Origin of the sequence: Micromonospora sp. WMMD1102 (assembly GCF_029626265.1) — a bacterium.
Lineage (GTDB): Bacteria > Actinomycetota > Actinomycetes > Mycobacteriales > Micromonosporaceae > Plantactinospora.
The window spans coordinates 6,556,605-6,580,239 of sequence record NZ_JARUBN010000001.1; the positions used below are offsets into that span (position 1 = coordinate 6,556,605).

23 protein-coding genes, 1 tRNA gene and 1 pseudogene are annotated in these 23,635 nt (G+C 68.4%); 14 read left to right on the forward strand and 11 right to left on the reverse strand.

What is annotated here, in order from left to right:
* Positions 1–10: 10 nt before the first annotated feature.
* The 9 genes from O7626_RS29505 to O7626_RS29545 all read left to right on the forward strand — a co-directional run bounded on the left by O7626_RS29505 (position 11) and on the right by O7626_RS29545 (position 8,378).
* Positions 11–379, forward strand: a complete 369-nt coding sequence (locus O7626_RS29505) for a hypothetical protein (protein ID WP_278064308.1) — start codon at positions 11–13, stop codon at positions 377–379.
* Positions 380–469: 90 nt separating this feature from the next.
* The gene (locus tag O7626_RS29510) at positions 470–1,321 is read left to right on the forward strand and encodes a hypothetical protein (RefSeq protein ID WP_278064309.1); all 852 of its coding nucleotides are present in this window, start codon (positions 470–472) and stop codon (positions 1,319–1,321) included.
* Positions 1,318–1,602, forward strand: coding sequence for a hypothetical protein (locus O7626_RS29515; RefSeq protein ID WP_278064310.1), 285 nt, complete (start codon positions 1,318–1,320; stop codon positions 1,600–1,602). Before O7626_RS29510 ends, O7626_RS29515 begins: the two co-directional genes overlap by 4 nt.
* A complete protein-coding gene (locus O7626_RS29520) occupies positions 1,599–3,389 on the forward strand; it encodes a DNA polymerase (protein WP_278064311.1) in 1,791 nt (596 codons plus the stop codon). The genes O7626_RS29515 and O7626_RS29520 overlap by 4 nt, the downstream gene beginning before the upstream one ends.
* A gap of 115 nt (positions 3,390–3,504) precedes the next feature.
* Positions 3,505–4,365, forward strand: coding sequence for a bifunctional DNA primase/polymerase (locus O7626_RS29525; protein ID WP_278064312.1), 861 nt, complete (start codon positions 3,505–3,507; stop codon positions 4,363–4,365).
* Positions 4,362–5,189: a hypothetical protein gene (locus O7626_RS29530; RefSeq protein WP_278064313.1), complete on the forward strand. Its 828-nt coding sequence runs from the start codon at positions 4,362–4,364 to the stop codon at positions 5,187–5,189. Before O7626_RS29525 ends, O7626_RS29530 begins: the two co-directional genes overlap by 4 nt.
* Positions 5,186–6,418, forward strand: coding sequence for a DUF3631 domain-containing protein (locus O7626_RS29535; protein WP_278064314.1), 1,233 nt, complete (start codon positions 5,186–5,188; stop codon positions 6,416–6,418). Before O7626_RS29530 ends, O7626_RS29535 begins: the two co-directional genes overlap by 4 nt.
* Before the next feature lie 347 nt (positions 6,419–6,765).
* Positions 6,766–6,966, forward strand: a complete 201-nt coding sequence (locus O7626_RS29540; RefSeq protein ID WP_278066370.1) for a helix-turn-helix domain-containing protein — start codon at positions 6,766–6,768, stop codon at positions 6,964–6,966.
* Positions 6,963–8,378, forward strand: coding sequence for an integrase (locus O7626_RS29545; RefSeq protein WP_278064315.1), 1,416 nt, complete (start codon positions 6,963–6,965; stop codon positions 8,376–8,378). Before O7626_RS29540 ends, O7626_RS29545 begins: the two co-directional genes overlap by 4 nt.
* A gap of 129 nt (positions 8,379–8,507) precedes the next feature.
* On the opposite strand, the gene O7626_RS29550 is transcribed toward O7626_RS29545, so the two are convergent.
* Positions 8,508–8,591: transfer RNA gene (locus O7626_RS29550), tRNA-Tyr, on the reverse strand.
* A gap of 144 nt (positions 8,592–8,735) precedes the next feature.
* Here O7626_RS29550 and O7626_RS29555 point away from each other — a divergent pair.
* A complete protein-coding gene (locus O7626_RS29555; RefSeq protein WP_278064316.1) occupies positions 8,736–9,230 on the forward strand; it encodes a YajQ family cyclic di-GMP-binding protein in 495 nt (164 codons plus the stop codon).
* A gap of 226 nt (positions 9,231–9,456) precedes the next feature.
* Positions 9,457–9,897: a GNAT family N-acetyltransferase gene (locus O7626_RS29560; protein WP_278064317.1), complete on the forward strand. Its 441-nt coding sequence runs from the start codon at positions 9,457–9,459 to the stop codon at positions 9,895–9,897.
* A 94-nt stretch (positions 9,898–9,991) separates the two neighbouring features.
* Here the strand turns inward: O7626_RS29560 and O7626_RS29565 are convergent, their stop codons facing one another.
* Positions 9,992–10,567: a M15 family metallopeptidase gene (locus O7626_RS29565; protein ID WP_278064318.1), complete on the reverse strand. Its 576-nt coding sequence runs from the start codon at positions 10,565–10,567 to the stop codon at positions 9,992–9,994.
* An 87-nt stretch (positions 10,568–10,654) separates the two neighbouring features.
* Between O7626_RS29565 and O7626_RS29570 the strand changes: the two genes are divergently transcribed.
* Positions 10,655–11,350, forward strand: coding sequence for a response regulator transcription factor (locus tag O7626_RS29570; protein WP_278064319.1), 696 nt, complete (start codon positions 10,655–10,657; stop codon positions 11,348–11,350).
* 10 nt (positions 11,351–11,360) lie between these two features.
* Positions 11,361–12,461 (forward strand): HAMP domain-containing sensor histidine kinase, encoded by a 1,101-nt coding sequence (locus tag O7626_RS29575; RefSeq protein ID WP_278064320.1) that lies wholly within the window; start codon positions 11,361–11,363, stop codon positions 12,459–12,461.
* Between the two features lie 104 nt (positions 12,462–12,565).
* Here the strand turns inward: O7626_RS29575 and vanX are convergent.
* The 3 genes and pseudogenes from vanX to vanH all read right to left on the reverse strand — a co-directional run.
* A pseudogene (gene vanX / locus O7626_RS29580) lies at positions 12,566–13,168 on the reverse strand (D-Ala-D-Ala dipeptidase VanX); the annotation flags it as partial.
* Positions 13,165–14,205 carry a D-alanine--(R)-lactate ligase gene (gene vanA, locus O7626_RS29585; protein ID WP_278064321.1) on the reverse strand — a complete coding sequence of 347 codons (1,041 nt, stop codon included), beginning with the start codon at positions 14,203–14,205 and terminating at the stop codon, positions 13,165–13,167. The pseudogene vanX and the gene vanA, both read right to left, overlap by 4 nt.
* Positions 14,198–15,157 carry a D-lactate dehydrogenase VanH gene (gene vanH / locus O7626_RS29590; protein WP_278066371.1) on the reverse strand — a complete coding sequence of 320 codons (960 nt, stop codon included), beginning with the start codon at positions 15,155–15,157 and terminating at the stop codon, positions 14,198–14,200. Before vanH ends, vanA begins: the two co-directional genes overlap by 8 nt.
* Before the next feature lie 473 nt (positions 15,158–15,630).
* Between vanH and O7626_RS29595 the strand changes: the two genes are divergently transcribed.
* Positions 15,631–17,130: an FAD-binding oxidoreductase gene (locus tag O7626_RS29595; RefSeq protein ID WP_278064322.1), complete on the forward strand. Its 1,500-nt coding sequence runs from the start codon at positions 15,631–15,633 to the stop codon at positions 17,128–17,130.
* Positions 17,131–17,755: 625 nt separating this feature from the next.
* On the opposite strand, the gene O7626_RS29600 is transcribed toward O7626_RS29595, so the two are convergent.
* The 6 genes from O7626_RS29600 to O7626_RS29625 form a co-directional block, all read right to left on the reverse strand.
* The gene (locus O7626_RS29600; RefSeq protein WP_278064323.1) at positions 17,756–17,998 is read right to left on the reverse strand and encodes a hypothetical protein; all 243 of its coding nucleotides are present in this window, start codon (positions 17,996–17,998) and stop codon (positions 17,756–17,758) included.
* Positions 17,999–18,003: 5 nt separating this feature from the next.
* Positions 18,004–18,180, reverse strand: coding sequence for a hypothetical protein (locus O7626_RS29605; RefSeq protein WP_278064324.1), 177 nt, complete (start codon positions 18,178–18,180; stop codon positions 18,004–18,006).
* 208 nt (positions 18,181–18,388) lie between these two features.
* Entirely contained in the window at positions 18,389–19,336 is a 948-nt protein-coding gene (locus tag O7626_RS29610) for a helix-turn-helix transcriptional regulator (protein ID WP_278064325.1), read from the reverse strand.
* A 131-nt stretch (positions 19,337–19,467) separates the two neighbouring features.
* Positions 19,468–20,733 (reverse strand): MFS transporter, encoded by a 1,266-nt coding sequence (locus tag O7626_RS29615; RefSeq protein WP_278064326.1) that lies wholly within the window; start codon positions 20,731–20,733, stop codon positions 19,468–19,470.
* A gap of 259 nt (positions 20,734–20,992) precedes the next feature.
* Positions 20,993–21,877, reverse strand: a complete 885-nt coding sequence (gene htpX / locus O7626_RS29620; RefSeq protein WP_278064327.1) for a zinc metalloprotease HtpX — start codon at positions 21,875–21,877, stop codon at positions 20,993–20,995.
* Between the two features lie 150 nt (positions 21,878–22,027).
* The gene (locus O7626_RS29625) at positions 22,028–23,632 is read right to left on the reverse strand and encodes a proton-conducting transporter membrane subunit (RefSeq protein ID WP_278064328.1); all 1,605 of its coding nucleotides are present in this window, start codon (positions 23,630–23,632) and stop codon (positions 22,028–22,030) included.
* Between the last annotated feature and the right edge of the window lie 3 nt (positions 23,633–23,635).

A 23,635-nucleotide genomic window follows, 5' to 3' on the forward strand; every position in this document is an offset into this window, starting at 1 on the left:
CGTAAAGCCCGTGAACTTCACCGAGAGTGAGTGTCCGATGAGTTGGTTCCGTACCGCTCGCCGCGGCGCCGCGGACGAATTCGGCCGCCGCTTCTGGCGCTGGTTCCTCGCCGCCGCCATCATCCGCCGCACCCTACCCACCCTCCTGATCCTCGTTGCCGTCGCTGCTGCCGTCGCGGTCGCCGCCCGGTCGGCCGTGTGGTGGCTACCCCGCCTGACCGGCCTCGCCGTCACCGCCGCGGTTCTTGGCCTCATCGTGTGGCTGTGGCGCCGCTGGCGGTGGCAGATGCACGCCGGCCAGCACCGCGCCGCCGCTGTCGCTACCGCCTGTCTCGCCGTGATCGGCGTTCTCGGCACCGCCTTGTACTGGCTCCGCTAGCCGCTCCACCTACCTGTTACGGGCCGGGGTGTCCCCGCCCGTCGGTTCCGCACGCCCAAGCCTGGAAGGCATCCAATGAACGTCGCCATCATGCGCGGTGTAGACGCGATCCTTCGCGGCCTTGACTCGGCCGCCGCGGCGAACACCGCCGACCGCGCCATCGTCTGCAACACGCTGAGCCGGCTCGCCCACGGCATCGCCGCCTCCGTCGCCGAACTCCAAGAACACCTCTACCCGCCACGCCGGTTCGGGCACCGGAATGCTCGGCTGGCGACCGTCGAAGCCGCGATGTACCACGCCGCCGACCTGATCGAAGTCACCGCCGAGAACCTGCACGACTGCGCCGCACTGACCGCCCGCGCCATCACCGCCGGAGACACCGTCGACTATCACGGCAGCCTCGGCGCCCACCGCGGCGTCTACCGGCTCAACGGCCCTTGCACCTGCGACAACTGCCTTGACACGGACGTGCCGAGTCTGGAGTTGGGCGCCATCACCACCGGCCACCCGCTGCTGATCTGCGTTTCACCCGAGCACATCACGGCGCTTCCCGCCCACGTCGACCCCACCCTGGCCGGTCGCGCCACCGTCGCGGCAACCCGGATGCTGGCTACCTTCCAGGCCCTACCCGCCCCTGTACCCGCCGTCGATGCCCTCCCGCTGGCCAGCCGGCTGCACATGCTGACCGGACGCCTCGCCACCGCCGCCGAAGGCTTCACCAAGGCCACTCACGCGGCCCGGCAGACGTGGATGGTCGATGTCACGTTCCACGCCTACCTCACCGGCTGGACCCGCCGGCACCAGCACCCACGCCACCAGATCCATGACATGCTCACCCAGGTCCCGACCACCCTCGGCGATGCCCGGACCCGGATGCAGCGAGCCGTCACCGTCTTGGCTGACCTTGCCGACCAGCCTCGTTCCGACCGGGCCGCGGCATGAGTACCGACACGATCCCGGCGCCGGTAGCGCTCACCCTGTTCGACCTGCCGGCCATTGCCCATGCCCCGGTGGTGCCCGTCGCCGCGCTCGCCGGGCAGCTGCGAGAGGCAGACGGGGTTGCGTCCGCGGTCGCTGGTGACCAGATGGCGTGGTTCAGCGGCCGGTTGTCTCCGACCCCGCCGCCGCGGTGCGTGTCCTGCACGACGGTGCACGTCTACCGGCGACCGGCCGGGTTCTTGCTGGCCTGCCCGGTCTGTTTCCCTGCCGAGGTGAACGCATGATCACCTACACCCGAACGGTTGACGATCGGCCCGTTCGTATCGTCGCTGACCCCGACCCGGGCACCTTCCACCGCTTCACCGCCACAGATAGCCTGTTCGGGCTCGACGTGGAAACCACCCCCGTTCAGGACGACGGGCCGCGATTCTTCGGCCCGGACTTCGGGGTCCGCCTGGTCCAATTCGCCACCGAAGACGAAGCCATGGTTCTCCGGGCCGCTGACCCCGAACAGCGGCGAATGGCCGAAACGCTGCTGACCAATCAGGCGGCACGATTCGTGACACACACGAACTTTGATGTCCTCGCAGTATGGTCCGCGTTCGGAATTCCGCTTGGGCAACGTGTCGCAGACACGCACCTGTTGGCATGCCTGATCGAGCCCGGAGAGACCGCGGACCACGGACTGAAAAGCCTCACCGAACGCCACATCGACGGCGGGCTACGCGCCGCGGAAGACGACCTACACACCCTGTTCCGGGCAATCGCCCCACCCACCATCCGAGGCACCAACCAAATCCGTAACTACGGATGGACACACGTTCCGATCGACGCCGAACCGTACATCGTCTACGCCGGGCTAGATGCGATTTATGTGCGCCGCCTACTCGACCGGTTGGCGCCACTGGTAGCCGACATGGGACACCTGCCCCGGATAGAGATGTGGCTCGCTGCGCAAACCACGGCGCTCACGATCCGCGGTATCCGGCTGGATGTCGACTACACCACCGCACTCGCGCGTCAGTTCGACCACCAGCACCGTGCCGCCCGCGCACGGCTAGAAGCGATGACCGGATACCCGGCGGCTAGTCCGAAACGGGTTGACTGGCTCGCGGCCCGCGGCGTGACCTTCACCGTCTTCACCGACCGAGGCCGCCCGTCACTGTCAAGCAAGGATGGACTACCCGACCTGTTGACCAGGTATCCGGACGGTGAAGTCGGGGACATGCTGCGGGCGTGCATGGACCTAGCAACTACATCGAACTTCGCCAACAACTTGAAGAAGATACCCGGCTACGCCGACGCCTACGGCCGAGTGCATCCGGACTACAAGACGTTGGCCGCACACACCGGCCGTATGAGCGTGAAGTACCCGGCCATGCAGACACTCAAGAAGAACGACCCGCGGCTACGCGGCTGTTTCATCGCCGAACCTGGGCACGTCCTGGTTGGCTGCGACTTCGCCAACGTCGAACTCCGGCTAGCCGCGGCACTGTCCGGCGACCCGGAAATGGTCCGGGTATTCCGCGAAGGCCAGGACGTGCACAACAACACGGCCCGGATGCTGTTCGGCCCCGACTTCACCAAGGACCAACGCCGGATCGCAAAAGCACTGAACTTCGGCACCGCATACGGCGGCGGTGCACCAGGGCTCGCCAAACAGGCAGGCATCCCCCTCGAAGCAGCCCGCAACGCAGTTGCCCGGTTCCGAAAGGCGTACCCCGGCATCACGAAATTCGGCCGTGCCATGGCCGACCGCGACCCGGTCCGTAACGCCGCCCGGCGCCGTATACCCGCCGACCCGGGCCGCGCCTACGCCAACTCGAACTACTCCATCCAGTCCACCGCCCGGGATCTACTCGTGGAATCGGTCTACCGGCTCTGCGTCGCCGAGGGATACCACCCCTACCTGTGGGCGCTGATCCACGACGAAATCGTGATCCAGGTCCCCGCCGACCACGCCGAGCACGCCCGGACCGCGTTGGCCCGGTCCATGACCACCACCTTCCGCGGCGTACCGATCACCGCCGATGCCGAAATCATCGGCACCCGCTGGGGCGGCAAACCCTGACAGGCCGCCGCTACGCGGCGACTCACCACCCCGCCGCTACGCGGCGGTGGCCAGCCAAACCCAACCCCACCCCCGCACCGCCGGCAACGACCGATGAAGGGGAGGCGATACCCGCATGCCCGACAACCGCCTAACCACAGCTCTCGACTACGCCGCCCGCGGCTGGCCGGTGTTCCTACTCGGCAGGTCGAAACGGCCCATGGCCAACTGCCCGGCCTGCCGAACCGTCGGCACCGACCATGACCGGGAAGCCTGCCCGTGCCTGACCTGTCACGGCTTCTACGCCGCCACCCGCGATCCCGACCGCATCGCCGCGATGCTGACCGCGCACCCGTCCGGGCTTCTCGCGGTGCGGACCGGTGCCGTGTCCGGCCTCGTGGTGGTTGACATCGACCCCAGGCACGGCGGCCGACTCGTGCCGGCTCTGATGCCGCCTACCGCCGCCGTGGCGACCGGTTCCGGCGGCTGGCACCTGTACTACCGGCACCCCGGAACCCCGGTGCTGTCCCGGCCGCTGCCCGGCCGAACCGGGATCGACATCAAGGCCGACGGCGGGTACGTCGTCGCCCCGCCCTCGATCCATCCGGACACCGGCCGCCCGTACCGGTGGGCACGTCACGGGTCGGTGGAGGAGATGCCCCCCGCGCTTCGCGCGGCCGTGCTCACCCCACCCGCCGACCTGACACCCGCGACCCGGCCGCACCAGCCGATCACCCGCGAAGCGGGGGGCATCTCATCCCCGACCGCACTCCTGGCTGCACACCTAGACGCGGTCCGCCGCGCCCCCGAAGGACGACGCCGCACCACGCTCTACGGCGCCGCCCGAGGCGTAGCCCGCATGGTCGCCGCCGGGGCACTCACCCCCGCCGACGCGTGGACCGCACTCGCCGAGGCGGGCCGGGCCGCCGAGCAGACCGACCGGGATATCCGCGCCGCCGTACGTGGCGGGTTCCAAGCCGAGGGAGTAGCCGCATGACCGGGCCGTTGTTCATGCTCGGCACCCATCAACCGGGTTGGTTGAACCGGGGCCGGGCCGGGGTGCCGCTGTTCGTCTCCGACCGGCGGCTACGGGTCTACAAGACGCTGCCTCGCGCAGCTGCGCCGTGGGCATGCGATTCCGGCGGGTTCACCGAGTTGCAGAAGTACGGCCGGTGGACCGTCGGACCGATCGAATACGTGGCTCGGCTACGGCGCTACCGTGACGAGACCGGCCGGATGTTGTGGGCCGCCCCGCAGGACTGGATGTGTGAGCCGATCGTCATCAACGGCGGGGTAGCTGCCGGACAGTGGTTCGTCGGCACCCGATTGTCGGTGGCCGAGCATCAACGCCGCACGGTGGCGAACTTCGCACAGCTGCGTGACCTTGCTCCGGACCTGCCGATCGTCCCGGTCGTTCAGGGTTGGGAGAGGGACGACTACCTCCGCTGTGTCGACCTGTATTGGTCGATGCTCGGGGTGGATCTGACCACGATGCCGCTGGTCGGACTTGGGTCAGTGTGCCGCCGGCAAGGCACCCGGGAAGCCGGCGTAATCCTGCGCGCTCTGCACATCAGGGGCGTACGTCGACTACACGGGTTCGGGTTCAAGACTCTCGGACTGATCGAGCACGGACACCTACTGACCTCGGCCGACTCGATGGCCTGGTCTGACGTGGCCCGCAAACTTCGTCGGCCCGCACTACCCGAATGCGTGCGCGCTGGCCGGCACAAGAACTGCGCGAACTGCCTGCCCTACGCCCTGCGGTGGCGGGCCGGAGTGCTTGCAGCCGCGCGCCCCGCACAGAACGGAGTAGCCGCATGACCAGCCCAAACCCCGCACCAACCGAACCGGGCGCCGTCATTCTCGACGCGGTACACGCCGCGATCACCCGATACGTGATCCTGCCGTCCCCGGAAGCAGTCGACGCCGTCACGCTGTGGGTCGCCGCCAGCCACGCGCAACCGGCATGGGCACACGCCCCACGGCTGGTGATCCGGGCACCGGAGAAGCGGTGCGGCAAGTCCCGGCTACTCGACGTGGTGGAAGGCACCTGCCACAACCCGCTGATCACCGTTAACGCCAGCCCGGCCGCCGTCTATCGGTCCGTGGGCACCGACAACCCGCCGACGATCCTGCTGGACGAGGCAGACACCATCTTTGGCGCCAGCGCGGACGGCAACGAGGATCTACGCGGCCTGCTCAACGCCGGCCACCAGCGCAACCGGCCAACGATCCGGTGGGACGCCGCCAACCAACGGCTAGAGAAGATCGCCACGTTCGCCATGGCCGCGCTGGCAGGCATCGGCGCCATGCCCGACACCATCGAAGACCGAGCCGTAGTCGTCAGGATGCGCCGCCGGGCGCCCGGTGAAAAGGTCGCCCCGTACCGGGAACGACGTGACGGCCCAGCGCTCCGGGCGCTGGCCGAACGACTCAACCAGTGGCTTAGCGCTCACCTGCCCGAACTGTCGGCAGCCACCCCGTTCATGCCAGTTGAGGACCGAGCCGCCGACACATGGGAACCCCTCGTAGCCGTTGCCGACCTGGCCGGCGGGACATGGCCCGACCGGGCACGCCGCGCATGCGAAACGCTGACCGCCGAACGGGACGGCAGCACCCCACCATCGGACCGCATCCGGCTACTGGCCGACTGTCGCACCGCGTTTCGGGGTGCCGATGCCATGCCCTCCGCTGTCCTGCTGGAGCGGCTCAAAGCCGACGCAGAGGCGCCGTGGGCCGAGTACGGCGGAACCGGGCTCACTGCGATGAAGCTCGGTCTGCTGCTACGTGAGTACGACATCCGATCATCCAACATTCGATTTGCGCCGGGGCCGTTCGCCGAATATGGGCAGGTCAAGGGCTACTACCGAGCCGACTTCGCCGATGCGTGGCAGCGCTACTGCCCAGGCCCGGACAAGGTACCCGGGGGTAAGCCGTCCCAGCCGTCCCAGCCGTCCCTTCCCAGCTCAACCCCGGGACGGCTTCTTTCGTTGGGACGGCTTGAGCCGTCCCAACCAGCCGACACGAACACCACCGCTGGGACGGCTTAAGCCGTCCCACCCAACAAGCCGTCCCAGCCCTGACCAGCCCCGGGACGGCTGGGACGGCTGGGACGGCTACCCCCGGCTCCACACCGACCGAGGTATCGGGGCGACTCCTTCCCGATCATCTTAAATTCGGCCCGCTGAGAAGCCCTCAGACGGTTTGCCCTATCAACGGGTACCGACCCACCGGAGATCTTGTGTCTACGGGGCTCTCAGCGGGCCAACCAGAGACCTTCTGTCGAAATGCCACCCCCACCTACCACAACAGACCGATGCCAGCCGAAAGGCGCCCACAACGCGTCTCAGGCCCCACGACATACCGGCAGAGGAGAAGTGCCGTGAGCGTCGTCCCTATGCCACGCCGACAGGACCGACAGCCGTCCTCTCTCACCATTGCGGAGGTGATCGCCGAGCTACAGGTATCACGATCGACCTTCTACTACTGGCGTCAGACCGGAAAAGCACCCCGGTGCATCAAGCTACCGAATGGCGAAATCCGGGTGAGGCGCACAGACCTTGACAGGTGGCTGGAAAGCCTTGAGGAGGCCGCATGACCGGACTTGACGATACCGAAGAATCGCGCTACTCCCACAGCGTTCGGATATGGGACCTGCGTCCCAACTCGGGCAAGCGACGCACGACCTACACCGTGCGATGGGTAGTCGCTGGAAAGGAGAATCAACGAACGTTCGCCAGTCGCAACCTGGCGCACGCGTTCCGCGCGAAGCTGCTGAATTACATCCAACGCGGCGCCGCGTTCGACAAGGCCACTGGGCTACCCGCGCCGATGCTCCGTGAAGCGCAACGTCGTCCCTGGTATCAGCACGCCTGCCAGTACACCGACATGAAGTGGCCGAGCGCGGCCCCGAAGTCGCGGACCGGCATCGCCGAATCACTCGCCACCGTCACACCTGCCCTGTTGGCAACCGATCGCGGCCGACCTCCGGCGGAGGATATCCGGCGAGCGTTGTACGGGTGGGCATTCATTCCACCACGCCGAAAGTCCGGTCAGCCGCCGGCCGACCTTGTCTCGACGCTGCGATGGTTGGAGCGCAACACGATTGCGCTTACCGATCTGGAAGACCGTACGCGCGGCCCCGAATTGGTGCGCCGGGCACTGGACACGCTGGCCGTACGATTGGATGGTCAGGCGGCATCCGCGAAGACCATCGCGAGAAAGCGCGCGATCCTGTACAACGCGCTTGAGTACGCGGTCGAGTTGGGTCTACTGACCGACAACCCGATGGGACGGGTGGCCTGGAAGGCACCCAAGGCAACGGAATCGGTAGACCGCCGGGTGGTGGTCGACCGGCGACGCGCCCGAACGCTGCTCACGGCCGTCGCAGTGCAACCGGGCGTAGCGAGTCGGATCGTGGCAATGTTCGCGCTCATGTACTACGCCGCACTACGGCCAAGTGAAGCGCTCGACTTCCGGGAAGAGAATATCGCAGAACTACCGTCGAACGGGTGGGGCGAACTGCTGTTAGGCAATTCGTCACCCCGGACCGGTACGGCCTGGACGGACAGCGGACTGTCCCGGGAACGTCGCGGCCTCAAGCATCGGGCCGCCGATGACACCCGACCGGTACCGGCGCACCCCGAACTGGTGGAGATCCTGCATTGCCACCTCGACCACTTCGGCACGGCGTCGGATGGGCGGCTGTTCGTCGGGCCGCGTGGCGGGTCGATCGGGGACTCGACCTACCTCGGAGTGTGGCACCGGGCGCGCGCCTACGCGCTCACCCCGGCCGAGTACCGGTCACCCCTGGCCCGGGTGCCGTACGACCTGCGTCACGCGGCTGTGTCGACGTGGCTGAACGCGGGGGTACCCGCGACACAGGTCGCCGAGTGGGCCGGGCACAGCGTGGCCGTTCTCCTACGGGTGTACGCGAAGTGCATCGTGGGACAAGACCGGGCCGCGCGACGGCGGATCGAGGAGGCGATGACCTCGGACGACGACGGGTGATCATGGTAAGAATTTCCCCGCGTATTCCCCGTGAACGGCCGTGAAGGGCCGGTGATAGCTGGACACGGCTGGACATGACGAAACGGCCCCTGACCGGCGTTTGCGCTGGTCAGGGGCCGCTTTCGCACCTGGTGGCGGGTAGAGGATTCGAACCTCTGTAGCTTTCGCGACGGATTTACAGTCCGCTCCCATTGGCCGCTCGGGCAACCCGCCAGGGCGTGCCGCCACGCCGAACGCGGCAGCGGAAGCAAGGATAGCGGTTACATCGGGCCACCGCGCAACCGGGTACCGTCGGCATGTCGTACCGCCGCGCGGCGGCCCGGTACACCACATGTCGTCCACAGCAGGAGCGAACTCATGGCAGCCAACCCGTCGTTCGACATCGTCAGCAAGGTCGACCGGCAGGAGATCGACAACGCCCTCCGGCAGACCGAGAAGGAGCTCTCCACCCGCTTCGACTTCCGGGGCACCGGCGCCGACATCTCGTGGTCGGGCGAGGAGGGGGTCAGCCTCCAGGCCGAGACGGAGGAGCGGGTCAAGGCGGCCCTGGAGGTCTTCAAGGAGAAACTGGTCAAGCGGAACATATCGCTCAAATCCTTGGACGCCGGGGAGGTACGGCCGTCGGGCAAGGTCCACAAGATCGACTGCAAGATCATCCAGGGCATCGACTCCGACAAGGCCAAGGCGATCAGCAAGAAGATCCGCGACGAGGGGCCGAAGGGCGTACAGGCGCAGATCCAGGGTGACCAGCTCCGGGTGACCGGGAAGAAGAAGGACGACCTCCAGACCGTGATCTCCCTACTCAAGAGCGAGGACTTCGGCGTCGCCCTCCAGTTCACCAACTACCGGTAACGGCGACCAGGTTCGTACCCGTCGGACGACCTCGCCTTACCGGCCTCGGCACCGCTGGTCGTCGTCGCTTCACGTGCTCGACGACCAGCGGCGGCCCGGCGTCGACGGCGTCGACGCCGAATCTCCCGTCGGCCCACGCGACCGGCACAGCCATTCAGCGTGGTGCTGGCGGCGCCTGCGTCTTTCCGGTACGCCGACGATATGCTCCGGCGCCTAGGGTCGCGGCATGCGGATACGACCGGCGCGCAGCGCTGACGCCGAGGCCGTCAACCAGTTGCTCGAACAACTGGGCTATCCCCAGGATGGTCAGGCTACGACGGCGGTCCGGATCCAGACGTGGGTCGACGACCCGGCCAGTGCGGCCTACGTGGCTGACGTCGAAGGCGATCCCCACGGCGTCATAGCCGTCCACGTCTGCCCATTCTTCGAACGCGATGGCGCCTCGGGCCGAATCGTAGCCTTGGTCGTGTCGGACCGGGTGCGCGGACGGGGTGTCGGCTCCCAACTTGTCGCGGCGGCCGAATCCTTCGCCGCGAGCCACGGGTGCCTCCGGATGGAAGTCACCAGCGCAGACCGACGGCTGAACGCGCACACGTTCTATCAGCGCCTGGGATACGCCGACCAGGCAGGAAAATCGTCCCGCTTCCTGCGGGACCTGGCCGGCTGAGATCACAACCAGGATCAACCTCGGTCAGAAGTTGACACATCCTCATCTCAAGGCGTCACAGCGCCTCGCGTGATCGCGATGCCGAGCGCGCCGACTACTGCCGCAACCTCGGATCATGAGACGGATCGGCGTACATGGGTGGGCAGCCGCGATCGATCGCCTCGGGGCGCAACTCGTAGTGCCACGGTTCGTTGCGATAGATCTGACAGAGGCCGTACTCGGCGCCGTGTTTGGACAACCACGCTCTGGCATCGGAGTGCCCGATGTCGATCGCGTGCCCCGACACGTGGAGAGACTTTTCGGCTGTGGCGACCCATCGGGCGGCTTCCTTTGCCGAACCGTACTTCGAGATGGCCCCTTGGAGTAGGTTCTCCTGGTATTGCGGCGAGCGCCAGCCGCCGTTGACGCAGAACTCGACTCCGTCGCCCGCGGCATCGGTCGCAGCTCGGCGTAGCGCACCGAGCAGATCGGGGTCGAGGTTGGCCACGGCCGGAAGTTCGTCATCGAAGACCGTCACGCCCTCGGGAACGGCGCCATCTGCCGTGCCGAGTGCCGCCGAGACGGTCGACGCCGTCGACGCGGTCGACGCGGTCGACGCGGCCGGGTGGGACGTGGACGCCGGCGATCGGAGACGGCCACCTGCTGCTCGGGCTGGTTCGCTGCCGGTCATGCTGGTAGTCAAGACAGCGGCGTGTTGTCAACACGTATGCGGTTTCTGATATGCCAGCGATATGCTGCGGCTCGTAGCATCGGGTGTATGCGTGTGCTGGTCGTCGAGGACGAGCCCTATCTGGCAGAGGCCATCCGTGACGGGTTGCGCCTGGAAGCGATTGCCGCGGACATCGCCGGTGACGGCAACTCCGCACTGGAGCTGTTGAGCATCAACGCCTATGACATCGCAGTCCTCGACCGCGACATTCCCGGGCCCTCCGGTGACGATATCGCCGCACGCATCGTCGCTTCCGGCAGCGGGATGCCGATCCTGATGCTCACCGCTGCCGACCGTCTCGACGACAAAGCCTCCGGGTTCGAACTCGGCGCCGACGACTACCTCACGAAGCCGTTCGAGCTTCGAGAACTCGTGCTCAGGCTCAGAGCACTCGACCGTAGGCGCGCGCACAACAGGCCGCCAGTGCGGGAGCTCTCGGGTCTGCGTCTGGACCCGTTCCGCCGTGAGGTCTTCCGCGACGGCCGATTCGTCGCGCTGACCAGGAAGCAGTTCGCCGTACTCGAGGTCCTCGTCGCGGCCGAAGGCGGTGTGGTCAGCGCCGAGGAACTGTTGGAGCGCGCGTGGGACGAGAACGCCGACCCTTTCACCAATGCGGTGCGCATTACTGTCTCGGCACTGCGGAAGCGGCTCGGCGAGCCCTGGATCATCGCCACCGTGGCCGGCGTCGGCTACCGCATCGACACCGCGTCCGGCAGCGGGCGTCTGGGAGGGGATCGTGGATAGGGCGCCTGGTTTGAGTGTTCGACTCAAACTCACCCTCAGCTACGCGGGATTCCTCATGCTGGCGGGTGGCCTGCTGCTCGCCGTGGTGTGGGCCTTCCTGCTGCGTTACGTACCCGAGGAGATCTACACCCCCGGTCACCGTATCCCAGGTGATCCACGCCCCTTCCCCGGACCCGACCGCTCCGATTTGGTGGACGCCTTCGCCCCGAAGGCAGCGGCGGTGCTGGCCTTCCTGCTGGTCTTCGGCCTCCTGGGCGGATGGCTCCTGGCCGGGAGCATGCTGGCGCCCCTGACCCGCATCACGAGTGCCACACGCCTGGCCGCGAACGGGTCACTCTCCCATCGCATCCACCTGGAGGGCCGCCAGGACGAGTTCCGCGAACTCGCCGACGCCTTCGACACCATGCTCGGCCGGCTCGAGGCACACAGTGCCGAGCAGCAGAGATTCTCCGCGAACGCCTCCCACGAGCTGCGCACCCCGCTGGCGATTACCCAGACGCTTCTCGACGTGGCCCGCAACGATCCGAACCGCGAGGCCGACGAGCTTGTCGACCGTCTCCACTTCGTCAACAGCCGGGCGATCGACCTCACCGAGGCACTGCTCCTGCTCAGTCGCGCCGACCAACGATCGTTCACCCGGGAGGACGTCGACCTCTCCCTGGTAGCCGAAGAGGCCGTCGAGACGCTTCTGCCGCTCGCCGAAAAGCGCGGCCTCACCATCGAAACCTCCGGCGACATCAGCCTCACGAGCGGCTCCCACGCGCTCCTGCGGCAGATGACCACGAATCTCGTGCACAACGCGATCGTGCACAACCTGGCTGAACACGGCACCGTGTGGGTCAGGACCAGCGTTCGCTCCAGGGCTGTGGTGCTCACCGTCGAGAACACTGGCGAAAGGCTCTCCCCGCAACTGGCCTCCACGATTGTCGAGCCGTTCCAGCGGGGCACCGGACGGATCCGCGATGGCCAGGCAGGTGTCGGCCTCGGGCTGGCAATCGTCAAGAGCATCGTCCAGGCGCACGACGGGACCCTCACGCTCACTGCCCGCCCGGACGGCGGGCTCCGCGCCACCGTGCAACTCCCCACCGCGCCGCCGACCAGCGGCGGATGACCTTCCGCGTTCGCCCGAACCCCACCACGTGCGGATCATTTCGCCAAGCTGTCCGCTGCGACAAGTAGCTTCGGTGCCGTGCCGCCTCCCCTGGCCGGCTCGACTATCGGAAAGTCGAAATAGGTGTCCGGGTACGGTTCGTCTTTCAGGTTGTAGTGCCACCACTCGTGATCGTACGCAGCGAAACCGCATGACTCCATGATCGAGCACAGGGTACGACGGTTCGCCGCTTCGACCTGCGTGATGCCCGCTGCTCCGTGGTGTGAGACCGGATCCATCAGATCGTGGTCACCGCCCATTGGGGCAAGTTCACCGGTTGCCAGGTGATAGAGGGTCAAGTCGACCGTACTGCCCCGGCTGTGGCCCGATTTCGCCGCCACATACCCGCGCTCGAACATCTCGGCCCTGTCGATGTTCGGGTAGTGTCGTTGCTTCGTCCGGCCGTCCTCGGGCTGTTGCGACCAGCGCAGGAAGCAGTCTACGGCCCGTTGTGGGCGATAGCCGTCCCAGAGCAGCAGGCCGAAGCCAAGGAATTCGGCCTGCTCTCTCGCCCTGCCCAGCGCAGCGCACAAGGCTTTCGTTCCGACGATCCGATTTGCCAGATATCCGTCAACCGGTTTGCCGGTAAAGTTGTCCCAGGTGGCGTACTTGGCATCCCAACGTATGCCTGGCACCAACTCGTCCACGAAGACAAAATCGTCCTTCATCGCATTTTTCCGGTCAACGTCAACGTCACCATCCGGTCGATCACTTCGGCAAGCGGCATGCCTGCGGCCGCCATCATCCTCGGATAACGACTGTAGGAGGTCATGCCAGGAAAGGTGTTGACCTCGTTGAGAACCACCATTCCGTCCTCCTTGAGGAACATGTCGACGCGCGATAGCCCCCGGCATCCCAGAGCACGGTACGCGGCCCTTGCTGTCTCCTGCACGAGCGAGCGCCATTCTGCCGAGATGTCTGCGGGGACGATCGCCGTCGAGTTGTCGGAACCACTCTCAGGCTCGCTCTCCTGATGGATTCTGAAGAAGCCGTGCGACAGGGCGATGCGATCCACCTCACCGGTCATCAGATCCAGATCGTTTCCCAACACGGCGCATCCGACCTCGCGGCCGGCGACAGCCTCCTCGATCAACACCTTCGAGTCGTACTGCCTTGCGGCCTCCACAGCGCGCGGCAGCTCCTCACTCCGGGACACCTTGCTGACGCCGAAGGATGACCCCGAACGGGCCGGCTTCACGAAGACGGGATAGGGGAGCAGGTCGGGATCGATACTCTCGTTCGCCATGACGGTCCAGAAGTTCGGCGTAGCGATTCCCGCGCTTCGGGCGACGAGGTAGGTGAGGGACTTGTCCATGCACAGGGCAGAACTCTGGATGTCACAGCCCGCGTAGGGGATGCCGGAAAGCTCCAACAGCCCCTGCATCGCGCCATCCTCGCCGAGCTTGCCGTGCAGCACGGGCAGCACCAGGTCCAGACTGATCGGTTCGTATCGCCCCTGCTCCAGGACGAGCAGTCCGCGTACGCTCCGGTCCGGTGACAGCACGGCCGGGCGGCAGCTGCCGTCGTCCCACCCTGCGCTGGGGCCGGCACAGAGCTTCCAGGCGCCGCTCGTCGTGATCCCGACGTAGAACGGCTCGTACTTCTCGGTGTCGATATTCTTTGCGACCTCCTGCGCGGACTTGACGGAGATGGGGTGCTCTTCGGAGCACCCGCCGAAGATGATCCCGATCCTCAACCTACCCATGCTGATCCCCGTTCTCGAATTCCAGACAATTGATGATGGAGTTTTCGACGGTGTCACGCAGCGCGTGGTCCGTGTAGTAGGCGGTGTGCGGAGTGATGACCACGTTCGGCAACTCTTGCAGTCGCAACAACGACCCGCTGTCAATGGCCTTGTTTCGACAGTCGGCGTAGAAGATTCCTTCCTCCCCTTCGAGGACATCCAGCGCCGCGCCGCCCAACCTGCCGCTCTCCACAGCGGAAACCAGGGCCTCGGTGTCCAGAAGCGACCCGCGTCCGGTGTTGACGATGAACGCCCCGCGTTTCATCCGCGCGATACGTCGACGATTCAGCAGATGGTATGTGCCCGCGTTGAGCGGAGTGTGCAGCGTCACGATGTCGCTTCGCCGCAACAGTTCGTCCAGGGGGACGTAGTCGGCGGAGATCTTCGGGCGGCTGTCGTAGGCCAGTATTCGGCAGCCGAAACCCTCGAGTCTAGCTACTACCGCCGCGCCGATGCGTCCGGTTCCGATGACCCCGACGGTCAGGTCGCGCAGCTCTCTCCCGCGTACGCCATCCAGTCTGTAATCGTGGACGTCCGCGCGACGGATGGTGGATTTCGCATTCCGCACGGCCATAAGCATCAGCATCAGCGTGTAGTCAGCCACGCTGTCCGGCGAGTAGGCGACATTTCCGACGGAGATGCCGAGGCTCTCCGCATACTTCACGTCGATGTGGTTGAACCCGATGCTTCTCGTGGAGATGTACGCCACGCCGACCCGCCCGAGTGCGAGAAGGGTGGAGTTCGTGATTCGCGTCTTGTGACCGACGCTGATGCACCGGTTTCCGAAGGCCAGTTCGGTGTTGGCCTCGGAGACGGCCGCCTCCGTGACGGTGGGCAGCACGCCGAAGCGGGGTGCCACCTCCCGGAACAGATCTGCCTCGTCCCGCCCACATCCATAAATCGTGATTCCCATGGTCGGGACAGCCGACGAGGACGCGGGCGAGGGCCCCGGCGATCGGGTGCGGTGGACGGCCGTCCGTGCTGCTTCGCGGTAGGTCACGCCTACAGTCAAGGCAGGGCGGTGTTGCCAGCGCGTATGCGTTTTCGGATACGTCGACGATATGCTACCGGCAAGTAATAGGCGGCCCGGTGGCGACCGCCCGCAGGGTCTCCCGGCGCGCACGGCCGCGCAGTCGGCGGGCGGCGCTCGACCGCCGCCGCCCCGCGCAGAACCCGGCCGCACAGAACCCGCCCGCCGGGGCACCTTTGCACCGACCGCCCCTGGTCGCACCCCAGAAGGTGAATCAGCGTCACCCGACCGGGTTCTGCGACAAGGTTTCAGGTACCCGAAAGATCACGGGTATTACCGTGGGTTTCGCGCGCCAGATAGAGGGCACGAGTTTCCCTGGTCGATCGCTGGCGTAACTCGATGGAGAGGATATCGCCATGCCCGACCTTTCTCGCCGCCAACTGCTCAGGGCGACAGCCGCCGCCGGCGCCGGGGCCGTCGTCTTGCCGGGAATTGTTTCCGGAGCCGCCCCCAGCTTCGCCAACGAGGATCCGGAACTATCTTCCATGGCGAAGAGCCCGCCAGCGGAGTTGACCGGCCGCATAGTCCGTCCCGGTGACCCCGACTATCCGAGCGCGAGTATCGGCTGGGACGAACTCTTCGTCCACTATCCGCTCGTCATCGTCTTCGCCCAGAACACCCAGGACGTGGTCAACGCCCTCAGCTGGTCGCGGCAGAACAACGTCGCGCTGCGGGTACGCAGCGGACGGCACAGCCTGGAGGGCTGGTCGAACGTCGACAACGGCATCGTGATCGACGTCAGCGAGCTGAAGTCGACCGACATCGACGCCGCCACCCTCACCGCGAAGGTCGGCGCCGGGCTCAACCAGTTGGAGGCGGTGACCGCGCTCGGGGAGCAGGACCTGGCGGTGACGACCGGCACCGAGGGCAGCGTCGGGCTGTCCGGTGCGACCCTCGGCGGCGGCTTCGGCTTCCTCACCCGCTACCTCGGCATGGCCTGTGACAACCTCGTCGGGGCGGAGATCGTCCTCGCCTCGGGCGCCGACGGCGCAAAGGCGGTCGAGGTCGACCTCAGGCACCGCTCGGACCTGCTCTGGGCGCTCCGTGGCGCGGGTAACGGCAACTTCGGGATCGTCACCTCACTCACCTACCACGTCACTCCACTGCGGAGCGTCGTTTACCTCCAGGCGACCTGGGAGGGCCTCGACGACCTGCACGGGATCTTCGACACCTGGCAGCGCAGCGCGCCGTTCGCCGTCAACCGTCTCGGCACCCAGGTCGAGATCCACAAATCCCAGATCCTGTTGTTCGCGGTGCTCGCGGAGGGGTCGGAGGAAGAGGCCAGGGAACTGCTGGAGCCGATCCTCTCGATCGGCACCCCCGAGGTCACGGTGCAGATCGGGAACTGGGGAGAGATCTACGCCGGATTCCAGATCCCGACCGATGAGGAGCCGGCGAACTGGAAGTTCTTCTCGCAGTTCACCGTCGAGCCGTTCCCGAGGAAGGCGATCGACATCATCCGCGCCTTCATGGAGGATGCCCCGACCGAGGAGAGCAATTTCTTCACCCAGGCCTTCGGCAGCGGGGCGCAGACAAGAGAACCTCGCGGCGGCTCGGCATTCCCGCACCGGGACGTACTCTTCTATTCCGAGCCCGGCGCCGGCTGGGGTACTCGTGGCGAGCCGGACAGCGGCGACCCGCTCACCCCGGTCGCGCAGGCCTGGATCGCCGAGTTCAGCCAGGCACTGCGGCCGTACGTGGACGGCGCCTATGTCAACGTGCCGAACATCGGGATGCAGGAGTGGGAGACCGCCTACTGGGCGGACAACTTCGACCGGCTACGGAAGATCAAGGCGAAGTACGACCCGCACAACGTCTTCCAGTACGAGCAGAGCATCCCGCCAGCGGTCTGCTGAGCGCTGCCGCTGCCAGGCAGAGCTGACACCCGCCCGATCCGCACCCGTGACCAGCGGCGACGCCCGTCGCCATGATCGCGCGGGGCACGGGTCGGGCGGCGCTCGTACCAGCAGGTTGCCCGCAGCCCCGCCCGCCGACCGCCAGCGCCGGCTCGCGGCGGCTGGTCGGGCGGGCGTTTCCGCGCTCATGCGTCGGTGCTGCTCGCGGCGGTCCGCCGGGCCGGCGACTCGGCCCGTCCATGCCGGTGAGCCGACGCAGGTCGGCCTCGGTCGGCACGGCGGAAGGCCGGAGGATCCGGACCGACTCCGGTACGGCGTCGTCGCCGACGACCTCCAGCCAGGTCCCGGCGAGCACCATCCGGCCGCAGTCGGGCAGGCCGCACGGTCGGCAGCCGTCGACGGTGCGGCCAGTGTGCCGTCATCACCTGCCGGGCCACGACGGTGACCAGTGCCTGCCGACCGGTGGGCGTCACCAGCCGGTCCGTAACCACCAGCCACAACGCCCACTCGACGGTCGGACACCACGTGCCCCGGCAGCCGGCGCAGCCCCGACCCTCGGCGTGCGCGGTGATCGTCGCCCAGGCCCAGTCGACCGCCGGTCCGGCACCACCGCCCGGCACGGCGGTCATTGGACCCGCTCCAGAGCCGCGCGTACGTCCCCAGCCGTGACCGCCGCCGGCAGCGTCCCGCCGAGCAACACCCGGACGGCGTGCTCCCGACGGTGGACCTCGATCGCCCAGGCCCGGAGCGGGCAGCCGTCCGGCCCGCACCGGTCGCACTTCCGCAGCGCGTGCGTGCCGAGGACCAGCCGAGCGAAGGCGCACTCGACCGGTACCGGCCACTGGACCGTCACCCAGCGCCGCAGCATCCGGATCAGCACAGCCGGACCAGCCCGGACCGCGTCCCGACCGGGCCGGAATCGACCCGGCGACGGACCGCCGCGAGCAGCACCAGGCACCCGCCCCGAGGCGCACACTCCGCGCACCGGCCGCCACCGGCGTGCGCCTCGAAGATCTGCTCGTCCGCCTGGTGTTGTTCCGAGTTGGTCAACGTCCACGCCTCCTTCGACCGTGGCGCCCCGGATCCCCGATCAGGAGCGCCACTCTCCACCTGTTGTCGGCGCCGGTCGGGTCAACCCTCGGAGAAGGCAGGCCCGACCGGCCGGACGCCCGGCTCGACGAACGAAGGGACTTCCCTCGAACCGCGCATCCGTGACAGGAACGCTACGGAGAGCAGCGGCGAGGCGTATTACGCGGTGTTATGCGTACACTTCGATGCCGAAGCGGCGGGCCAACACGCGCAGATCCTCCGAGATGGATCGACGCTGTGCTCGCCGGACCATCGCCACCACTGAATCGCGAGCTATCGGGTTCATCGCGAAGAGCCGCGGCGCAGCGCGCTCGGCCCGGATGAACGCGACCAGCGCCTCCCGGTCGGCCTCGGCCAGGTGGGACCGGGCGTCGTCCTGCCTGCCGGCCACTGCCGACGTGAACGCGGCGGCCAGGTGGAGTTGGCCGAGAACCTGCCGGACGTCCTGGGCGGCAGCCGTCGACTGGAGATCGACCAGGGCGCGGTCGGCCACCCGGGCGGCGAGTTCGGGCGCCTCCATCGGCAGAGACTGGGTGCAGGTGAAACGGGTCGCGCCGATCCAGGCCGGCGACTCGGTCTCCTGCGCCGCCGCCAGGGCAACCTTCGCCGCATTGAGCGCCAGGTGCCGATAGCCGATGTGCCGCAGACACGTCGAGGTCTGGTACGCGACCTGCGCGAGCATCGTCCCGCCGTAGCCTGCGGCGTCCAGGAGCAGCCCGGGGAGCAGTGGTGCCATGGCGGCGTGGTTGGCACGGAGGCGAAGCGCGGCACTCTGTTCGATCGCGGCGGTCAGCTCGCCGATGCTGTGGCTGGGCGTACGCCGCTCGCCTTCCTCGATCTCGATCAGGGCCGCCCAGATCGCCGGAACCGCGTCGGCAGCACCCGCCTTGGCCGGGTCGGTGGGGTCACCCGGCTGGTCGAGCAGGTCCGCGACGGTCACCTGGAGCGCGGCCGCGATGCCGACAAGCGTGGATCGCCGGTCGACGACCCTCCGCCCGGCCTCCACCTGCGAGATGTAGGACTGCGAGACACCGGCCAGCCCGGCCAGGACCGTCTGGGTCATGCCGCCCCGCCGCAGACGCCGGTAGCGGATCCGCGCACCGATGCTGTCGGCCATCTCGATCTCCCAGGTCAAGCTGGGTGGACGTGACCGCTGACCTCGGCCACCATTCCGGACGGTAGCACCCGAAGCGACCCGGTTCGATGTTCGACAGCGGTCACTGCGCGAACAGCACCGCCGACACCCGGTTACCCTTCGGTGGCGAGTGCCTGCTCCAGGCGTACCTCGGCGAGGGCTTCGGCACGGGCGATCGAACCGGTGGGTAGCGCCGCGACCACCGCGGCGGCTGCCACCGCCACGCCGGCGAAGACGAAGGCCCACGGTACGCCGACCTGGTCGGCGAGTACTCCGGCCACCGCGCCGCCGGCCGCGCTGGCCGCCACCGCGACGGTGACCACCCAGGTGTACGCCTCGTTCAGCATGCTGACCGGGGAGATCCGGCCGACCATCGTGTTCTCCACGGTCAGTGCGGGCGCGATGGTGGCCCCACCGACGACCAGGGCCACGCCGAGCGCGATCGGGTTCGGCATCACCGCGAAGACCGCGAAGGTGGCCGCGAGCAGGCCGAGGAGCTGGGCGAACTGCCGTGCGGCGTTCCGGGCCGGCTTGCGGGTGCCGAACCAGAGGCCGCCGATCGCGCTGCCGGTCCCCCAGGTCGCCAGCAGCACCCCGGCCACGCTCTCCGCGTCGACCGGGTCGTGTGCGGAGGCGTACGCCGGCACGGCCACCCCGGCGGCGCCGAACGCGATGCCGAGCCCGGCCACGCAGAACAGCAGGGCCGGGAAGCCGCCGACCCGCAGCGGGCCGAGTCCCTTGGCGTGGCTGCCACTCGGGTGGGGCCGCCAGCCGCGCATCACCCGGCCGAGTGCCACGGTCAGGGTGCCGACCAGGGTCACCACGGCGGCCCCGAGCAGTGCCGCCCCGGCGTCGGCGACCAGCACGAACCCGGCGACCAGCAGCGGGCCGAGCACGAAGACCAGCTCGAAGAGCGTGGTCTCGGCGGCGAGCGCGGTGTTGCGCAGGGCGTACCGGCCGGAGGCGGGGTCGGTGAGGTCGTTCCAGGCGCCCCGGATGGCGGCGGTCAGCGGCGGGAACGTCGCGCCGGCCACCGCCGAGGCGGCGAAGATCACTGCCAGCGCGTCCGAGCCGGCGCGGCTGGCCAGCAGCAGCCCGACCAGGGCCACCGGGTGTGTCACGCCGGTGACCAGCAGCACCGGGCTCGGCCCGACCCGGTCGGCGATCCGGCCGGCGATCGGGCTGACCGCGGCGCCGGCGAGCGCGTAGACGCCGCCGGCCACGGCGGCGAGCGAATACCGGCCGGTGACCTGCTCGACGACGAGCAGCAGCGCCAGCGGGGTCATGCCGATGCCGAGCCGGCCGACTATGCCGGAGACGAGCAGCATCGGTGCACCAGGGATCCGCCACACTCCCAGGTACTGGCGCAGCGCGGTCACGGCGGAACTCCCTTTGCGGGTCGGTGGTGGCGTGTGTAACGAGCGGATAGCCAACCGACCCTAACCTGAGCTCTGCGTCCCGCAGTACCGGATTCCCGGCTGTGCGCTGCCGGTCACGTCCCACCGCAGCACGCGCACCTCACATAGCAGAGAACCTGCGCCCGCTCGGCGTCGATGCCGTGGGCGCAGGTCCTCGGCCGGAGGTGTTAGGAGGGGGCCCTTCTACAACAGAAAACGATAAGCGGGGGCCCTTCCTTACTCAGCGCTGGTACTGCACCGGGCCGACGTTGGTGGCCGCCATCCGCTCCAGGCGGCGTACCCGCTCCTCCATCTTCGGGTGGGTGGAGAAGAGGTTCGCAACGCCGCCACCCTTGAACGGGTTGTCGATCATCAGGTGGGCGGTGCTGGTCAGCCGGTTGTCGGCCGGCAGCGGCAGCGCCTTGGTGCCAGCGTGGATCTTGCGAAGCGCGCTGGCCAGCGCCAGCGGGTCGCGGGTGAGCGCGGCACCCGAGGCGTCCGCCTGGAACTCCCGGTTACGGCTGATGGCGAGCTGGATCAGGGTGGCCGCGATCGGGCCGAGGATCAGCGTCAGCAGCAGTACCGCCGGGTTCGGCGAGTCCTCGTCGTCCCCGCCGCCGAGCGGGATGAACCAGGCGATGTTGGCCAGCATGGTGATGATGCCGGCCAGGCCGGCGGCCACGCTGGAGATCAGGATGTCCCGGTTGTAGACGTGGGACAGCTCGTGCCCGATGACGCCCCGCAGCTCCCGGTAGTCCAGGATCTGCGTGATGCCCTGGGTCACGGCGACCGCCGCGTTCTTCGGGTTGCGCCCGGTGGCGAACGCGTTGGGCTGCATGGTCGGGCTTACGTACAACCGGGGCATCGGCTGCTTCGCCTCGGTCGCCAGCTCCCGGACCATCTGGTAGAGCGCCGGGAATTCGGCCTCGGTGACCGGTTGGGCCCGCATCGAGCGAAGTGCGAGCTTGTCCGACCAGAAGTAGCTGGCAGCGTTCAGGGCCAGCGACACGAAGACGGCGATCACCAGACCGCCGCTGCCGCCGAACCAGTAGCCGACGCCGAGGATCAGTGCGGTGAGCAGGCCAAGTAGCGCGGCTGTCTTGAGCCGGTTGTGATGGCTATGCACGATAACTCCTTCGGTGCGCGGGCCGGTGGACCCGCTGACCGGTACAACACCGGGATACCCTCTCCACAATCCGGATATGACTGAGAGTTGCCTGGGAAAGGGCCATGTCGAGGGCCGAAGGCGGCCGAAATCACACCCGGAGGACGAACCTCACAGCGCGGCGACGTCCAGGATCAACTGTGGGGCGAAGCCGACGACCACCGCGACGGCGGTGGCCAGGGCCAGCGCGGCGACAACCGCCCAGGCCGGTCGTGCCGGCTCGGCGGCCGGGACCGGGCTGCCGTCGTCGGGCGGGACCGGGGCGGCCGGATCGGCGGCGGCCGGCACGACGGGTGCGGCAGCCGCTTCCCCGGCCCGGTCGGCGGCCGGCTCGGGAGCGTAGAGGGTGGCGGCGACCCGTACGTAGTAGGCGAGTCCGACCACCGCGTTCAGCGCCACCACCACGGCGAGCCAGCCTGCCTCCCCGGCGAGCAGCGACCGCACGACGGTGATCTTGGCGAACAGCCCGGCCAGCCCCGGCGGCAACCCGGCCAGCCCGACCAGGGCGAACACGAACGCCGCCCCGACCCACGGCCGGCGCCGGGCCGCACCCCGGTAGTCGGCGATCTCGCCGCCGTCGGCGACCGCCGGCCGCAGCGCCACCACCGCCCCGAACGCGGCCAGCTCCAGCAGCACGAAGAAGACCGTGTACGCCACCGCGGCGGCGACCGCCGTGTCGACCGCCTCCGCACTGCGCCCCGAGGCCAGCGCCAGTGCGCCGAGCGGGGCCAGGATGTAGCCGGCCTGGGCCACCGACGACCAGGCCAGCAGCCGGACCATCCGGCGCTGCCGGAGCGCCACCAGGTTGCCGACGGTCATCGTCAGCACCGCCACCGCCGCCAGCACCGGGCCGGTCAGCCGCGCCGGCAGCGCGGCGGCGGTGACCGCGAGCAGCGCGACCACCCCGCCCAGCTTCGACGCGGTCGACAGGTACGCCGCCACCGGCACCGGGGCGCCGTCGTAGGTGGCCGGCGCCCAGGCGTGGAACGGCACCGCCGCCACCTTGAAAGCCAGCCCGAGCACGACCAGGGCCACCGCGACCACGGTCAGCGGCAGGCTCAGCAGCGCCGGCCCGGTCGGGAAGTCGCCGCCGCCGAGCGCCACCGGCCGGTTCGCCTCGGCGGTGAAGACCGCGTCCAGTCGACTCAGGTGCACCGCCCCGGTGACCGCGTAGAGCAGCGCCGCACCGAGCAGGGTGACGGCGGTGGCGACCACGCTCACCACGAAGAAGGTGAGCGCCGCCTCGGCACCGGCGACACTGCGCTGCCGGAGCCCGACCAGCACGTAGAGCGGCAGGGTCAGGGTTTCCAGCGCCACGACCAGGGTGATCAGGTCGCCGGCCGCGCCGAGTACCACGCCGCCGGTCATCGAGCAGGCGAGCAGGAAGCAGTACTCCCCCGGCGGCACCTGGCCGGACCGGAGCAGCGGGACGGAGAGCGCCAGCACCCCGAGGGTGAGCAGCGCGAAGAGGCAGCCGACCAGCGCCGCCCGGCCGTTCGCCAGATAGGAGCAGTCGGTGCCGGCGCAGAACGTCCGGCGCGGTCCGGCGACGCCGACCAGCACCGCACCGAGGGCGGTGGCGGCGGCCCCGGCCGCGAAGACGGCCACCGTCGCGCCCCGCCGGGCCAGCAGCAGGTCCGCCAGCAGCACGAGTACGGCGGTACCGGCCGCCAGGTACGCCGGCAGCAGCGCCACACTGTCCACGGTCTGGATCACGAC

What these genes read in the sequence shown, in the direction of transcription:
- O7626_RS29570 (WP_278064319.1), top strand. Translation starts at nt 10,655, where the DNA reads ATGCGTGTGCTGGTCGTCGAGGACGAGCCCTATCTGGCAGAGGCCATC.
- O7626_RS29510 (WP_278064309.1), top strand. Translation starts at nt 470, where the DNA reads ATGCGCGGTGTAGACGCGATCCTTCGCGGCCTTGACTCGGCCGCCGCG.
- O7626_RS29545 (WP_278064315.1), top strand. Translation starts at nt 6,963, where the DNA reads ATGACCGGACTTGACGATACCGAAGAATCGCGCTACTCCCACAGCGTT.
- O7626_RS29520 (WP_278064311.1), top strand. Translation starts at nt 1,599, where the DNA reads ATGATCACCTACACCCGAACGGTTGACGATCGGCCCGTTCGTATCGTC.
- O7626_RS29600 (WP_278064323.1), bottom strand. Translation starts at nt 17,998, where the DNA reads ATGCTGCGGCGCTGGGTGACGGTCCAGTGGCCGGTACCGGTCGAGTGC.
- vanH (WP_278066371.1), bottom strand. Translation starts at nt 15,157, where the DNA reads ATGGGAATCACGATTTATGGATGTGGGCGGGACGAGGCAGATCTGTTC.
- O7626_RS29540 (WP_278066370.1), top strand. Translation starts at nt 6,766, where the DNA reads ATGCCACGCCGACAGGACCGACAGCCGTCCTCTCTCACCATTGCGGAG.
- O7626_RS29595 (WP_278064322.1), top strand. Translation starts at nt 15,631, where the DNA reads ATGCCCGACCTTTCTCGCCGCCAACTGCTCAGGGCGACAGCCGCCGCC.
- vanA (WP_278064321.1), bottom strand. Translation starts at nt 14,205, where the DNA reads ATGGGTAGGTTGAGGATCGGGATCATCTTCGGCGGGTGCTCCGAAGAG.
- O7626_RS29560 (WP_278064317.1), top strand. Translation starts at nt 9,457, where the DNA reads ATGCGGATACGACCGGCGCGCAGCGCTGACGCCGAGGCCGTCAACCAG.
- O7626_RS29535 (WP_278064314.1), top strand. Translation starts at nt 5,186, where the DNA reads ATGACCAGCCCAAACCCCGCACCAACCGAACCGGGCGCCGTCATTCTC.
- O7626_RS29525 (WP_278064312.1), top strand. Translation starts at nt 3,505, where the DNA reads ATGCCCGACAACCGCCTAACCACAGCTCTCGACTACGCCGCCCGCGGC.
- O7626_RS29515 (WP_278064310.1), top strand. Translation starts at nt 1,318, where the DNA reads ATGAGTACCGACACGATCCCGGCGCCGGTAGCGCTCACCCTGTTCGAC.
- O7626_RS29555 (WP_278064316.1), top strand. Translation starts at nt 8,736, where the DNA reads ATGGCAGCCAACCCGTCGTTCGACATCGTCAGCAAGGTCGACCGGCAG.
- O7626_RS29565 (WP_278064318.1), bottom strand. Translation starts at nt 10,567, where the DNA reads ATGACCGGCAGCGAACCAGCCCGAGCAGCAGGTGGCCGTCTCCGATCG.
- O7626_RS29530 (WP_278064313.1), top strand. Translation starts at nt 4,362, where the DNA reads ATGACCGGGCCGTTGTTCATGCTCGGCACCCATCAACCGGGTTGGTTG.
- O7626_RS29610 (WP_278064325.1), bottom strand. Translation starts at nt 19,336, where the DNA reads ATGGCCGACAGCATCGGTGCGCGGATCCGCTACCGGCGTCTGCGGCGG.